Annotated in this window: 13 protein-coding genes; 11 read left to right on the top strand and 2 right to left on the bottom strand. The window is 73.6% G+C overall.

Features of this window, described 5'->3' with window-relative positions; translation table 11 throughout:
• Nucleotides 1-27: 27 nt before the first annotated feature.
• On the bottom strand, nt 28-1,284 hold the full coding sequence (locus GA0070606_RS03110; protein WP_091094958.1) for a Gfo/Idh/MocA family protein: 1,257 nt from the start codon (nt 1,282-1,284) through the stop codon (nt 28-30).
• A 149-nt stretch (nt 1,285-1,433) separates the two neighbouring features.
• Here GA0070606_RS03110 and GA0070606_RS03105 point away from each other — a divergent pair, with 149 nt between their 5' ends.
• From GA0070606_RS03105 to GA0070606_RS03075, 7 genes are all read left to right on the top strand, one after another.
• Nucleotides 1,434-2,675: an ABC transporter substrate-binding protein gene (locus tag GA0070606_RS03105; RefSeq protein ID WP_091094957.1), complete on the top strand. Its 1,242-nt coding sequence runs from the start codon at nt 1,434-1,436 to the stop codon at nt 2,673-2,675.
• A gap of 62 nt (nt 2,676-2,737) precedes the next feature.
• Nucleotides 2,738-3,640, top strand: a complete 903-nt coding sequence (locus GA0070606_RS03100) for a carbohydrate ABC transporter permease (RefSeq protein WP_091094956.1) — start codon at nt 2,738-2,740, stop codon at nt 3,638-3,640.
• The gene (locus GA0070606_RS03095; RefSeq protein WP_091094955.1) at nt 3,637-4,539 is read left to right on the top strand and encodes a carbohydrate ABC transporter permease; all 903 of its coding nucleotides are present in this window, start codon (nt 3,637-3,639) and stop codon (nt 4,537-4,539) included. The genes GA0070606_RS03100 and GA0070606_RS03095 overlap by 4 nt, the downstream gene beginning before the upstream one ends.
• Nucleotides 4,536-5,540: a hydroxyacid dehydrogenase gene (locus GA0070606_RS03090; RefSeq protein ID WP_091094954.1), complete on the top strand. Its 1,005-nt coding sequence runs from the start codon at nt 4,536-4,538 to the stop codon at nt 5,538-5,540. Before GA0070606_RS03095 ends, GA0070606_RS03090 begins: the two co-directional genes overlap by 4 nt.
• A 55-nt stretch (nt 5,541-5,595) precedes the next feature.
• Nucleotides 5,596-6,477 carry a Gfo/Idh/MocA family protein gene (locus GA0070606_RS03085; RefSeq protein WP_091094953.1) on the top strand — a complete coding sequence of 294 codons (882 nt, stop codon included), beginning with the start codon at nt 5,596-5,598 and terminating at the stop codon, nt 6,475-6,477.
• Between the two features lie 95 nt (nt 6,478-6,572).
• Nucleotides 6,573-7,589 (top strand): NAD-dependent epimerase/dehydratase family protein, encoded by a 1,017-nt coding sequence (locus tag GA0070606_RS03080; RefSeq protein ID WP_091094952.1) that lies wholly within the window; start codon nt 6,573-6,575, stop codon nt 7,587-7,589.
• Nucleotides 7,590-7,597: 8 nt separating this feature from the next.
• A complete protein-coding gene (locus tag GA0070606_RS03075; RefSeq protein ID WP_218105965.1) occupies nt 7,598-8,653 on the top strand; it encodes a dihydrodipicolinate synthase family protein in 1,056 nt (351 codons plus the stop codon).
• A gap of 136 nt (nt 8,654-8,789) precedes the next feature.
• Here GA0070606_RS03075 and GA0070606_RS03070 read toward each other — a convergent pair whose 3' ends face one another.
• Complete coding sequence (locus tag GA0070606_RS03070) at nt 8,790-10,010, bottom strand: response regulator (RefSeq protein WP_091094951.1); 1,221 nt, start codon at nt 10,008-10,010, stop codon at nt 8,790-8,792.
• Between the two features lie 81 nt (nt 10,011-10,091).
• Between GA0070606_RS03070 and GA0070606_RS03065 the strand changes: the two genes are divergently transcribed.
• Genes GA0070606_RS03065 through GA0070606_RS03050 form a run of 4 tightly spaced genes read left to right on the top strand, consistent with a single transcriptional unit; the run spans nt 10,092 to nt 13,622 of the window.
• Nucleotides 10,092-11,264, top strand: a complete 1,173-nt coding sequence (locus GA0070606_RS03065) for a DegT/DnrJ/EryC1/StrS family aminotransferase (protein ID WP_091094950.1) — start codon at nt 10,092-10,094, stop codon at nt 11,262-11,264.
• Complete coding sequence (locus tag GA0070606_RS03060; RefSeq protein ID WP_218105964.1) at nt 11,261-12,157, top strand: dihydrodipicolinate synthase family protein; 897 nt, start codon at nt 11,261-11,263, stop codon at nt 12,155-12,157. Before GA0070606_RS03065 ends, GA0070606_RS03060 begins: the two co-directional genes overlap by 4 nt.
• Nucleotides 12,154-12,894, top strand: coding sequence for an amidohydrolase family protein (locus tag GA0070606_RS03055; RefSeq protein ID WP_176737223.1), 741 nt, complete (start codon nt 12,154-12,156; stop codon nt 12,892-12,894). The genes GA0070606_RS03060 and GA0070606_RS03055 overlap by 4 nt, the downstream gene beginning before the upstream one ends.
• Nucleotides 12,891-13,622, top strand: a complete 732-nt coding sequence (locus GA0070606_RS03050) for an amidohydrolase family protein (protein WP_091094949.1) — start codon at nt 12,891-12,893, stop codon at nt 13,620-13,622. The genes GA0070606_RS03055 and GA0070606_RS03050 overlap by 4 nt, the downstream gene beginning before the upstream one ends.
• Nucleotides 13,623-13,698: the final 76 nt, after the last annotated feature.

The raw sequence follows: 13,698 nt of genomic DNA, 5'->3' as shown, positions 1-13,698 counted from the left end.
AAGTGCCAGCCGTTCGCCGCGTCCGGTTCAGGGTGCGGGAAGCGCCACGGGGGTGCCGCCGGCGAGCCGGCTGCGTTCGGCGGCGAACGCCATCCGGTGGCTGTCCAGGGACTCCCGCGGCCCGGAGCGCATCCGCGACCGGTCGCCGGTGGCGACCGCCTCGACGAAGGCCGCCATCAGTGCCATGTCGCCGCCGCCGTGGCCGGAGCCGGCGTCCGCGCCGCCGCCCCGGGTGTCGGTGGTGACGGTGGAGCCGGTGACGAAGTCGGTCACGGTGACCTGTTCGCCGTCGCCCTCCAGGAAGCCGTGGGTGCCCATGATCCGGGTGCGCCGGTGCCCGCCGGGGGTGAAGGCGCTCATGGTGAGCGTGGCGGTCGCGCCGCCGGCGAAGGAGACGGTCACGCTCTGGTGGTCTGCGACGTCGTTGCCGCCGCCGTAGACGCACCGCCCGTACGGCCCCTCGCGCAGGGCGGCGTCGACCCCCGCGTCGGTCAGGTCGCGGGTGAGCACCGACAGCGGCCACTCGTGCCGGTCGGGATCGGCCAGGCAGTCGCGGTAGAAGCGGACGGCGGAGTACGGGCAGGTCGGCTCGACGCGGCAGTCGAGGCAGCGGTCGGCCGCGCCGCGCGGCCGGTTGCCGGGGTGGAAGTGGTGCAGCGCCCCGACGCTGCTGACCCGCGCCGGGGTGTCGTCGACGATGTAGCGCAGCCAGTCCAGGTCATGGCAGCACTTGGCGAGCAGGCTGCTGGAGGAGTCCTCGGCGCGGTGCCAGTTGCCGCGTACGTAGGAGTGCGCGAAGTGCCACCAGCCCACCGGCTCCAGGTGTTCCACGCCGATGATCCGGCCCAGCGCCCCGGCGTCGACGTGCCGCTTCACGGCGTCGGTGTAGCGGGTGTAGCGCAGCACGTGGCAGACGGCGAGCAGCACGCCGGTGCGCTCGGCGGCTGCGGCGACCGCCTCGCACTCGGCCTCGCTGGGCGCGATCGGCTTCTCCAGCAGGATGTGGTAGCCGAGGTCGGCGAGGCGGGCGGCCGGTTCGGCGTGCTCCCGGTCCGGGGTGGCCAGCACGACGGCGTCGGCCAGCCGGGGCCGCGTGACGAGGTCCTGCCAGGAGTCGAACGTCGCGGACGCCGCGACGCCGTGGGCGTCGGCGAGCGCGGCCCGGTGGGCGGGCCGGGGGTCGGCGACCGCGACGACGCGGGCGCGCTCGGGGTGGCGCAGCGCGAATCCGGCGTACGTGCTGCCGCGGTTGCCGGCGCCGACGACGGCGAGGGTGACGGTCATCGGGATCCTTCGCTATTACGGATCTGGATCGATCCGTCCAGGCATTTGCACGATCAGTAACGATGTGACCTCGGTACTTGCGGGCTCTAGTATCGGCCCGGACCGTAAGTTAATGTACTGCGAACATGACTCCCCCGGAAGGATGCGAGATGCGTGTTCGGAAGAGCCTGTCGGCCGTGGCGGTGGCGCTCGTCGCCGCTCTCGCGGCCACGGGCTGCGGCGGTTCCGGCTCCGGTGACTCCGGCAAGGCAACCGTGACGATGTGGACATATCCGGTGATCGTCGACGAGGCGAAGCACCGCGCGCACTGGGACGAGACGATCAAGGCGTTCCAGGCCGCGAACCCCGATATCGAGGTCAAGACGGAGATCTTCCCCTGGGCCAACCGCGACCAGGCGCTCGCCACCGCGATCGCGGGCAACAAGGGGCCGGACGTCGTCTACCTCATCCCCGACCAGCTGCCCAAGTACGCCCGCAACATCGAGCCCGTCGACAAGTACCTCGACGACGCGGCCAAGAGCGACTACCACCAGAACGTCGTACAGGCGGTCTCCATCGACGGCAAGATGATGGGCGCCCCGATCCTCACCAGCGCCGCCACGCCGATCTGCAACAAGAAGGTCTTCGCGGCGGTCGGGGAGACGAACTACCCCACCAGCTGGACCGACCTGCTCGCCCTGGCCCCCAAGTTCAAGGCCAAGGGCTACGACGTCACCGCGTACGCCGGTGACGCCAAGCAGACCCTCAACCAGACCTTCTACCCGCTGCTCTGGCAGGCCGGCGGCGACGTGTTCAGCCCCGACGGCAAGTCGGTCGCGTTCAACAGCGACGCCGGGAAGAAGGCGCTGAACTTCCTCAAGCAGCTCGTCGACGGCGGCCACGTCGACAAGTCGCTGATCACCGCCGGCCCGCCGATCGAGCAGACCCGGATCGCGCAGAACAAGGTCGGCTGCGTCTGGCACGTGCCGGTCGCGGAGGTCGAGAAGTTCTGGGGCAAGGAGAACATCCAGGTCGTCCCGCACTTCACCGACACCAAACAGATCGGTTACGGCACCGTCGGCTCGCTGTCGATGCTGAAGACCGCCAAGAACAAGGAGGCCGCCGGCAAGTGGCTCGCCTTCGCCACCAACGCCGAGCAGACCAAGAAGTACGACCTGGCCGCCGGCTTCTTCTCCCCGCGCAAGTCCACCGGCACCCTCTACGCCGGCGACCCGGTCCTCGGTGAGCAGGAGAAGCAGGTGTCCACCAGCACGGTCGGCCCGCTGCACGAGAAGGCGCGCGACGTCCAGGGCGTGCTCTCCCCGGAGATCCAGGCCGCCCTGCTCGGCAAGAAGTCCGTGGAGCAGGCGCTCGACGACGCGGCGAAGGCCGCCGCTCCGCTGCTCGGATAGCGCTGACGCGGTCGGCGGTGGGCGCCTCGACGCCCACCGCCGCCGCCGGGAAAGGGTGTCAGATGGTTGCACTACCGGGGAGCCGTCCGCGCGTACGCGTGCGCCGCCCCTCCGCCCGCGAGGCCGGCACGGCGCTGCTGTTCGTCCTGCCGTTCCTGGTGCTCTTCGTCGTGTTCCGGTTCGGGCCGGCGATCGCCGGGGTGGTCCTCGGCTTCACCGACTACACCATCGGCGGCGAGACCGGCTTCGTCGGGCTGGAGAACTTCCGCCGGCTCGTCGACGACCCCACGTTCTGGTCGGCGCTGCGCGTGACGGTCCTGTTCACCGTGCTGTCCGTACCGCTGTCGATGCTGGCCTCGCTCGGCATGGCCCTGCTGACCCGGCGGGCCTTCCGCGGCGCGAAGCTCTTCCGGTCCGTCTTCTTCCTGCCGGTGGTGACCAGCCTGGTCCTGGCCGGCGTGGTCTTCACCTGGGTCTTCGCCGAGGACGGGCCGTGGTCGCGGGCGATGGGCGCGATCGGGCTGCCGGCCGGCTCCTGGCTCGCCGACAGCGCGCTGGTGGTCCCGGCGCTGGTGCTGGTCTCGGTCTGGTCCCGCTTCGGCTACGGCATGCTCATCCTGCTCGCCCGGCTCCAGGACATCCCGGCGGAGCTGGAGGAGGCCGCGCTCACCGACGGCGCCTCCGCCTGGCAGCGCTTCCGCTACGTCACGCTGCCCCAGCTGCGGCCCGCGCTGTTCTTCGTGGCCATCATCGAGACGACCGTGTCGGTCCAGGTCTTCGACATGATCTACGTGATGACCGGCGGCGGCCCGGTGCGCTCCAGCTACAGCATCGTATATCTCCTCTACGACCAGGGCTTCAAGTACTTCGACCTGGGCTACGCCAGCGCCATCGGGGTCGCGCTGTTCGTCATGACGATCGTCGTGGCGCTGATCCAGCGGCTGACCCTCGGGAGGGAAGAATGACGGACACGATCACGCCGCCGGCCACCGCCGCCCCCGCCCCGCCGGTGCCGCCCAGGGGCTCCCGGCGGCCGTACCGGCCCGGCCGGGCCAGCCCGGGTTGGCTGGTCGGGCGCACCGCGCTGCTGCTGGTCGGCGCGGCGGTCACGCTCTTCCCCTTCTACGCGATGGTCGTGCTGTCGTTCAAGCCGACCGGGCCCGTGACGTTCCCCGACAGCCTGCTGCCCTGGCCGTTCTCCACCGAGGCGTACGACCAGGTCATCGGCGCCAAGAGCGTGCTGCGCTGGATGTGGAACACCGTCGTCTACTCGGTCGTGTCGGTGGTCGGCGTGCTGCTGTTCGCCTCGATGGCCGGCTACGCCTTCGCCAAGAAGCGGTTCCCGGGCAAGGAGACGATGTTCTGGTCGTTCCTGGCGATGCTGATGGTGCCGTACCACGTCACGATGATCCCGACCTTCATCATCATCAGCGAGCTCAACGGGGTGGACACGTACTGGGGCATGATCGTGCCGACCCTGGCCAACGCCCAGGCGGTGTTCCTGATGCGGCAGTTCATCGCGTCGCTGCCCGACTCGCTGTTCGAGGCCGCCCGCCTCGACGGCTGCTCCGAGTGGCGGGTGTACGTCTCGATCGTGCTGCCGCTGATCAAGCCGATCCTCGCCACGCTCGGCGTGTTCGTCTTCCTGTGGCACTGGAACGACTTCCTCTGGCCGCTCATCGTGGGGCAGAGCCTCGACATGCGTACCCTCACCACCGGCATCGCCTCGCTGCAGCAGGAGAACGTCGCGTTGAACATGCTGCTCGCCGGGTCGGTGGTGGCGTTCGTGCCGATCTTCATGGCGTACCTGATCGGGCAGCGCTACTTCCAGGAGGGCGTCTCCACCACGGGCATCAAGGGGTGAGCGTCATCGCGGTGGCGGCGTCGCCCGAGGTCCGCGAGCTGTTCTTCGACGCCGACGCGTGGGCGGCGCTGCGCCGGCTGGGGGAGGTGCGGCTGCCCGACGCCGGCGACGACGTCGGCGACGAGACCGTGCTCGCCGGACTGCTCGCCGACGCCGACGTCGTCGTCACCGGCTGGGGCTGCGCCCCGCTGACGTCGGCGGTGCTCGCCGCCGCGCCCCGGCTGCGGCTGCTCGCGCACACCGGGGCCAGCGTGAAACCGTTCGTCACCGCCGACAGCTTCGCCCGGGGCGTCCGCGTCACCCAGGCCGGCGAGGCGATGGCGTACGCGGTGGGGGAACAGGCGCTCGCGCTCACCCTCGCCCTGCTGCACGGGCTGCACCGCTTCGACCATGCGTTGCGCACCGGGGTCGACTGGGCGACCGCGAAGGCCGCACCGCCCCGGCGGGAGCTGCGCGGCGCGACGGTCGGGGTGGTCGGCGCGTCCCGGACCGGCCGGTGCTACCTCGGCCTGGTCCGGGCGCTCGGCGCGCGGGTGCTGGTGGCCGACCCGTACCTCTCCGACGCGGAGGCGGCGACGCTCGGCGTCGAGCGGGCCGACCTGGCCGACCTGCTCGGCCGCAGCCTCGTGGTGTCCCTGCACGCGCCGGTGCTGCCGGAGACCGTCGGGATGATCGGCGCGCGCGAGCTGGCCCTGCTGCCCGACGGCGCGCTGCTGGTCAACACCGCCCGCTCGGCGCTGGTGGACGAGGCCGCGCTGCTCGCCGCGCTGCGCACGGGGCGGATCGACGCCGCGCTGGACGTGTTCGACGCCGAGCCGCTGCCGGTCGACCATCCGTTGCGGCGGCTGCCGAACGTGCTGCTGACCCCGCACGAGGCGGCGGGAACGGTCGGCTCGCGGCGGCGCGCCGCCGACATCGTCGTCGCCGAGGTCGACCGGTTCCTGCGCGGGCTGCCGCTGCGCCACGAGGTGCGCCCGGCGGACCTCGACCGCACCGGCTGAACGGGCCTGACCTGCCCTGGCGCGGGCCGAGGGCGGATGAGTAGCCTCTGCGCTCATGCGCATCGCCCTCGCCGGACTGGCCACCAGTCACCCCTACACCGACGCCCGCACCCTGCGCGACGACGCGGAGCTGGTGGTGTGGGAGCCCGATCCGCAGCGGCTGGCGCGGTTCCGGGCCGAGCAGCCGGACGCGGTCGTGGCGCCGGACCTGGCCGCGCTGCTGGCGACCGGCCCGGACGGCGTGGTGCTCACCGTCCCCACGTCGGACGTGCCGGACGCGCTGGCCCGGGTGCTGGAGCGCGGGCTGCCCTGTTTCGTCAACAAGCCGGCCGCCGCCACCGCGGCGCAGCTCGACCGGCTGGAGCCCGTCGTGGCGCGGGCGCCCGAGCTGGTGCTCACCTCGTCGGTGCTGCGCTTCGCCCCGGAGTTCGTCGCGTTCGACGTGCCGCGCGAGGAGGTGCTGTCGGTACGCGCCACGGTGCGGCACGACGTCGGGCTCTGGGCCACCGGCTACAACCCGTGGCAGGACGACCCGGCAATCGGCGGCGGCACCCTGGTGATGATGGGCCTGCACGGGGTGGAGCTGCTGGTCGCGCTGCTCGGGCCGGCGGTGCGCCTGGTCGGGGCCGCCGGTGCCGTGCGCCGGCACCGGGGGCTGCGCTCGGAGGACACCGGGCTGCTGGCCGTGCAGTGGGCCGACGGGGTGCCCGGCACGGTGGAGGTGCTCGGGGTCAGCGACGGCGAGGCCTACGAGGTCACTGTGCACACCGCCGCCGGGGAGCGCCGGGTGGTGCTGCGCGGCGGGGCCGACGAGCTGGGCTACCGGGCGACCATCGACGCGTTCGTCGGCATGGTCCGGGGTGGGCCGAGTCCGGTGCCGTGGGCGCAGACCCGCGCCGTTCTGGACGTCCTCGCCTCGGCGCGCGCCGTGGCCTGACCTCCCGCCGGCCCGATCGGCGCGCCGGGTGCCTTGACGCCCCTTCAGCCGGAAGTTACGGTCATGACCGTTACTTCGGAAGGGGTGTGGCTGGCATGCGTACGGTGGCGGAACTGGAGGAGCGGCTCTCGCGCCCGCGGGACGTCCTGGTGGACGACCTGCGCAAGCTCGACGGCGACATCCTGATCCTCGGGGCGGGCGGCAAGCTGGGGCCCAGCCTGGTCCGGCTGGCGCTGCGGGGCGTCGCGGCGGCGGGCACCGGCGCCCGGGTCGTCGCGGTGTCCCGCTTCTCCGAGGCGGGGCTGGCCGACGCGCTGCGCGGCGAGGGCGCTGTGGTGGTCGAGGCCGACGTCACCGACGACGCCGCCCTGGCCGCGCTGCCCGACGCGGCGAACGTGGTCTTCCTGGTCGGGGCCAAGTTCGGCACCTCCGGCCGCGAGCACGCCACCTGGGCCACCAACACCTACCTGCCCGGCCGGGTCGCGCAGCGCTTCGCCGGCTCCCGCCTGGTGGCGCTGAGCACCGGCAACGTCTACCCGCTGGTCCCGGTGGCCTCCGGCGGCTGCGTCGAGCAGACCCCGGTCCAGCCGGTCGGCGAGTACGCCATGTCCTGCCTGGGCCGCGAGCGCATCCTCACCCACTTCGCGCTGCGCGACGAGACCCCGCTGGCCCTGATCCGACTCAACTACGCCGTCGAGATGCGCTACGGCGTCCTCGTCGACATCGCCCGCGCCGTGCACGCCGGCGAGGCCGTGGACCTCATGATGGGCCACGCCAACATCGTCTGGCAGGGCTACGCCAACGAGGTCACCCTGCGGGCCCTGCACCACACGCGGACACCGCCGTTCGTGTTGAACCTGACCGGGCCGGAGCTGGTGTCGGTCCGGCAGGCCGCCACCGCGCTCGCCGCCCGCCTGGGCCGTGAGCCGGCCTTCACCGGTACCGAGGCGCCGACCGCGCTGCTGTCCAACGCCCAGCTCTGCCACCGGCTCTTCGGCTACCCCGACGTGCCGGTCGCCGAACTGATCGACCTGACGGCGGACTGGGTCGCCGCCGGCCAACCCCTGCTCGGCAAGCCGACCGGTTTCCAGCGCCGCGACGGCAACTTCTAGGAGAGACCGTGTTGACCGCATCGAGCACCCGACAGACCTCGGCCCTGGCCCGGTTCCGGCGCGGCTGCGTCATCCCCGCGCATCCGCTCGCGCTGACCGCCGACCGCCGCCTCGACGAGCGCCGGCAGCGCGCGCTGACCCGCTACTACCTGGCCTCGGGCGCGGGCGGCATCGCCGTCGGGGTGCACACCACCCAGTTCGCCATCCACGACCCGAAGGTCGGCCTGCTCGCCCCGGTGCTGGAGTTGGCCGCCGAGACGGCCGCCGGCTCGGACGCCGTGCTTGTCGCCGGCGCCTGCGGGGACACCGCCCAGGCCGTCGCCGAGGCGGAACTGGCCGCGTCGCTCGGCTACCACATGGTGCTGCTGTCGCCGTACGCGCCGCTGGACGAGGACGCCCTCGTCGAGCGCGCCCGCGCGGTCGGCGAGGTGCTGCCGGTGATCGGCTTCTACCTCCAGCCGGCCGTCGGCGGCCGGGAGCTGTCCCGGGGTTTCTGGGCCCGGCTGGCCGCCCTCGAATCGGTGGTCGGGATCAAGGTGGCGCCCTTCGACCGCTACCGCACGCTCGACGTGCTGCACGGCGTCTGCGCGGCCGGCCGCAACGGCGACCTGGCCCTCTACACCGGCAACGACGACCACATCCTCGCCGACCTGGTGGCGCCGCACCGGGTCGTCGTCGACGGCCGCGACGTCGAGGTCGAGTTCGTCGGCGGGCTGCTCGGCCAGTGGGCGGTCTGGGCGAACACCGCCGTGACGCTGCTCGACGAGGCCCACCGGGCCCGGGCCGGCGACGACGCGGCGCTGCGGCGGCTGCTCACCCTCGACGGGCACCTGACCGACGCCAACGCCGCCATCTTCGACGCCGCCAACGGCTACCACGGCTGCATCCCCGGCATCCACGAGGTGCTGCGCCGGCAGGGCCTGCTGGCCGGCCGCTGGTGCCTGGACCCGGCCGAGGAGCTCTCCCCGGGACAGTTGGCCGAGCTCGACCGGGTGCACCGGGCGTACCCGCACCTGCGCGACGACGACTTCGTCGCCGCCCACCTCGACACCTGGCTGTCCTGACCAACCACCCGGCCGACGCTCGTTGATCATGAGGTTGTTGTCGCGACACGCCGAGGTCGTCGGCAACAACTTCTGATCGTCGCGACGAACGGGGCGGGGGAGCCGGGCCGGGTGACCCGCTCCCACACCATCACTGTCAGAGGGTCAGGCGGTAGAGGGTCAGCGGGCGGCCACTGGTGCCGGAGGCGAGGTTGCCGGTCCGCTCGGCCAGGCCGGCCAGCTCCAGGCGGTGCAGCATGCGCCGCGCGGTGCGTTGCTGCACCCGGAGCTGGTCGGCGACCTCCCGGCTGGTCAGCGGCTCGTCGCCGACCGCCGTACGCACCTCGCGCAGCCGCAGCAGGGTGGGCACGGACAGGCCCACCCGCTGGGCGATGACCGCCAGGTTCACCTCCGCCGGCGCCGGGGTGGGCGTGGTCGACTCCAGCACGATGTCGGTCTCGCCGCGCAGGGACAGCACGGCGGTGGTGGGACCGATGCGGCGGGCCCGGCTCAGCGCGCGGCGGGCCAGGTTCTCCGCCTCCGCGGCGCTGCGTCCCAGCCCGAACCCGATCTGCACGGTCTCGTGCCGGTCGGCGAGGCGACGCAGCATCGGCAGCGCGGTGAAGCCCCCGGTGGCGTCGTGCAGCGGGCCGCGGGTGGTGACGATCAGCCAGGTGTCGGGGGCGAACCGCGCCACGGTGCCGCCGAGCGCGGCCACCTCCTTGAGCAGCCCGTCGTCGCCGTCGGAGAGGTTGGCCAGCCCGAGCGCGATCTGGGCGTCCTCCTGGGCCTGGCTGCCCACGTGCAGCATCAGCTGCCGCAGCGCGGTACGCACCGAATGGTTCGACGGGGCGAGGCGGAACGCCGGCATCTCGTGGCGCAGCACCTCGTACACGGAGCTGATGCACGTGACGGCGACGTCCGCGCCGGCCTTGCGCTGCCGGCGGTGGAAGGCGACCACGTCGTCGGAGCCCAGGCCGCTGCGGTAGGGCAGCGACCGGACCCGGTCCACCGGCAGGCCGGCCTCGCCGAAGGTGCCGGCGACGTCGGCGCCGGTGACCGTGTCGATCGACATGCGGGTGACGTCGTGCCCGTCGCGCAGCAGCCGCACGGCGGCCTGGAGCAGGGTCGCGCCGGTGTAGTCGACGAAGACCGCCGGCCGGTGCGGCAGGTTGGCCTCCCGGGCGAGGGTGTAGGGCACGACGCCGGTGAACAGCCACGCCTGCACCTGGCCGGCGTGCGCCTCCACGATCGCCGGCGCCTGCGACTCGTGGTCGTAGTGCAGCCGCCGGGCGGTGACGCCGGGCTGCTCCTCGCAGGTGGCGGCCACGTCGTCGACCAGGTCGTGCGGACCGACGACCCCGATCTCAATGGTCACCGCTGCCTCCTGTCGGGGTTGCATTGTTCGCAGCACAAGATTACGGTCAGGCCCGGTATTACTGAAGCCCTGGGAGGGTGCGTGTCGTTCCCCAGCATGGCCGACGCCAGCGGCCGCACGATCGGCGCGGAGGAGTTGGCCGCGGTCGGCCGGGTGCTCCAGTCGGGCATGCTCAGCTCGGTCTGGGGCACGGAGGTCCGCGCACTGGAACGCGAGATGGCCGACCGCCACGGAGTGTCGCACGCCGTGGCCGCCAGCTCGGGGACGGCGGCCCTGCACCTGGCCGTCGCGGCCGTCGCACCGGACCCGGGCGACGAGATCATCACCTCTCCGATCAGCGACTTCGGCACGGTCGCGCCCATTCTCGCGCAGAACGCCGTGCCCGTGTTCGCCGACGTCGATCCGTACACCGGGAACCTCGACCCGGCGGCGGTCGCCGCCGCGATCGGGCCCCGCACCCGGGCGATCCTCGCCGTGCACCTGTTCGGCGCCGCCGCCGACCTGCGTGCGGTCGCCGACGCCGCCGGCGTGCCGCTGATCGAGGACTGCGCCCAGGCGTGGCTCACCCGCTATCCCGACGGCACCCTCGCCGGCACGGCCGGCGCGATCGGCTGCTTCAGCCTCCAGCAGTGGAAGCACATCACCTGCGGCGACGGCGGTCTCACCATCACCGACGACGCCGTGCTGGCCCGCCGGATGCGGCTCTTCGCCGACAAGGGCTGGCCGCGCGACGAGGCACGCCGGCACGTCGGGCTGGGCCTGAACTACCGGATGACCGAGCTGGCCGGCGCCGTGGCCCGCGCCCAGCTGGCGAAGCTGCCCGGGGTGCTGGCGGACCGGCGGCGCACGGCCGGGCGGCTGGCCGCCGCGCTGGCCGACCTGCCCGGCGTGCACCTGCCGGCGGACGTCGACGCGCACGCCTGGTGGCTGTTCCCGCTCGTGCTCGATCCGCCCCTGACCAACCAGGAGGTGGCCGGGAAGCTCGCCGCCGCCGGCATCCCCGCCCGCGCCGGCTACCTCGACCAGCCGCTGCACTGCGCGCCGGCGCTGACCGAGGCCCCGGTCTACGGCAACTCCCGTTTCCCGCTCACCGTGCCGCCGGCGGACCGGCTGCCGGCGTACGGGCCCGGGGCGTTCCCGGTCGCCGAGCGACTCGTCGCGCAGACCCTGCTGGTGATCGACTGGAACGAGCGGTACACCGACGCGCACGTCGACGAGATCGCTGAGGCCGTCCGCGCGGCGGTGACCCCGTGATCGCTCCGGCCGCCGCCGCGCTGCGCGACCGGCTGCGATGGCGGCTCGTCGCCGCCACCGCCACCCCGATGGACGCCGACCGGACCGTCGACGCCGAGGTGCTCGGCCGCTACCTGCGCGGCCTCGTCGTCGACGGGGCGGACGCCCTCGCCGTGTGCGCGCACACCGGTCGCGGTCCCTACCTCGACGCGGCGACCCGCGACCTGGTCGTCCGGCACGCCGTCGACACCGGCGTGCCCGTGATCGTCGGCGTCGGCGGGCGGCCCGGGGAGCACACCGACGACGTGGCCGAGCAGGCCGCCCGGGCCGCCGGCCTCGGCGCGGCCGGCGTCATGGTCTTTCCTGTGGACGGCGACGCGCTCGCCCACCACGACGCCGTCTGGCGCGCCGCCGGCCTGCCGATGCTCGCCTTCGATCTCTACACCCGGCCGTACTCCCCGTCGAAACTGGCCGAGCTGCTGACGCACCCCGGCGTCGCCGGGGTCAAGGTGGCCCGGCTGCACGACGCGCTCGCCTGCCAGGCCGCGCTGGCGGCGGCGCACCGCGCCGACCGGCTCGCCGTCACCGGCGAGGACCGCATGTTCGGGCCGTCGCTGATGTGGGGCGCGCAGGCCGCCCTGGTCGGCCTCGCCGCCGCCGCCGTGCCGGTCACCGCCGCCGTGCTGCGGGCGTACGCCGACGGCAAGCACGACGACTTCGTCGCCGCGTCCGCCCGGCTCGACCGGCTCGCCGAAGTCACCTTCACCGACCCGATGGAGGGGTACGTGCGCAGGATGCTCCAGATCGCCGCCGACGAGGGCCGGATCCCCGCCACGCACGCCGTCGACCCGTACGGCCCGGCGCTGCCCGACGGCGACCGGGAGCGCGTGCTGACGGTGGCGAGGCAGCGGTGAGCGGCAACCCGTTCGTCGCGGCCGATCTGCCGCCGGTCACCTTCGACGTCGACGTCCTCGTCGGCCGGTACGCCGACCGCCCGGGCCCCACCGGCGACCCCCGTGACGTCGCGGCCACCCTCGCCGCCAACGGCATCGCGCGGGCGGCCGTGGCCAGCCTGCGCGCGGCGCTGTTCGACGTGCCGAGCGGCAACGACGAGGCCGCCGCCCTGGCCGGCCCGACCGTGCTGCCGGTCGGCGCGCTCGACCTGCGCGATCCGCTCGGCGCCGAACGGGAGGTCGTCCGCCTCGCCGAGCGCGGCTTCCGGGCGGTGCGGCTCTTCCCCGACGAGCAGCGCGTCGAGCCGGACTTCCCGTCCGTGCGGCACGTCGCCCGCCGTGCCACCGAGGCCGGCCTGGTCGTCCTGACCGGCGGTGACGTCCGCCGGTTCTGGCGGCCGCTGCGCGGCGCGACCGTGGTCTTCCTCGACACGCACTTCTACCACCTGGGCGACTTCGTGGTGGCGGCCCGCGACGAACCCGGCTTCCACACCTCCACCCGGCTGCTCAACTCGCCCGACGCGCTGGAGACCGTCGCCGCGCACGTCGGCGTCGAGCGCCTGCTCTACGGCTCCCGTACCCCGTTCTACGAGCCGGTCGTGCCCCGCCTGCGGCTCGCCCGCGGCGGCCTCGGGCCGGCCGAGGTGGCGGCCGTGGCGGGCGGCAACGCCCGCCGGATCCTGGAGGCCCAGGCATGATCATCGACGTGCACGCGCACTGGGGGCCGTGGTTCTTCAGCATGGACGTCGGTTCGGTCGCCACCAACCTGGCGGTGATGGACCGCTACGGCATCGACCTCGCCGTCGTCTCCGCCACCGAGGCGGTCATCTACGACGTCGCCGCCGGCAACCGGGCGATGGCCCGGATCCTGGAGACCACCGACCGGCTGCTCGGCTACCTGACGGTCAACCCGCGCCGGCTCGACGACGCCGAACGGGACCTGCGCGAACTGCTCCCCAGCGGCCGGTTCGTCGGCGTGAAGATCCACACCGACTACACCGGCTCCCCGGCGGACTCCCCGCAGGCCCGGGCGGCGCTGGAACTCGTCGCCGCGCACGACCTGCCCGCCCTCGTGCACACCTGGGACGCGACGCCCCTCGACCTCGCCCAGGCCGTCGCCGACATTCCCGGCCTGCGGGCCATCGCCGGACACATGGGCGCGAACGGCTGGCGGCACGCGATCGAGGCGGCCAACTCGGTCGACCGCCTCTGGCTGGAGCCGTGCTTCTCGCACACCGAGGCGGGCCGGTTCGCCGCCGTGGCGGCGGCGGTCGACCCGCGACGGCTGCTGTTCGGCACCGACGCCACGCTCATCGATCCGGCCGCGGCCTTCGGGGCGGTGCTCGCCGCCGACCTCGACGCGGAGCTGGCCGAGCGGGTCGCCTGGCGCAACGCCGCCGAGCTGTTCCGCCTCGACGTGTCCTGACGTACGCCGATCACGGACCGACTTCCCGGCGGCCGGCCAGGAGCGCCCGACCCCGCCGAACATCCAGCTCACGGGA

The sequence above is a fragment of the Micromonospora citrea genome (assembly GCF_900090315.1).
Classification (GTDB): Bacteria; Actinomycetota; Actinomycetes; order Mycobacteriales; family Micromonosporaceae; genus Micromonospora; species Micromonospora citrea.
This window is presented reverse-complemented; position numbering and strand designations above follow the sequence as displayed.

Bases quoted from the DNA above. Each gene is read 5' to 3' on its own strand.
- GA0070606_RS03080 (WP_091094952.1), top strand. From the start codon at position 6,573: ATGCGTACGGTGGCGGAACTGGAGGAGCGGCTCTCGCGCCCGCGGGAC.
- GA0070606_RS03095 (WP_091094955.1), top strand. From the start codon at position 3,637: ATGACGGACACGATCACGCCGCCGGCCACCGCCGCCCCCGCCCCGCCG.
- GA0070606_RS03110 (WP_091094958.1), bottom strand. From the start codon at position 1,284: ATGACCGTCACCCTCGCCGTCGTCGGCGCCGGCAACCGCGGCAGCACG.
- GA0070606_RS03085 (WP_091094953.1), top strand. From the start codon at position 5,596: ATGCGCATCGCCCTCGCCGGACTGGCCACCAGTCACCCCTACACCGAC.
- GA0070606_RS03100 (WP_091094956.1), top strand. From the start codon at position 2,738: ATGGTTGCACTACCGGGGAGCCGTCCGCGCGTACGCGTGCGCCGCCCC.
- GA0070606_RS03105 (WP_091094957.1), top strand. From the start codon at position 1,434: ATGCGTGTTCGGAAGAGCCTGTCGGCCGTGGCGGTGGCGCTCGTCGCC.
- GA0070606_RS03050 (WP_091094949.1), top strand. From the start codon at position 12,891: ATGATCATCGACGTGCACGCGCACTGGGGGCCGTGGTTCTTCAGCATG.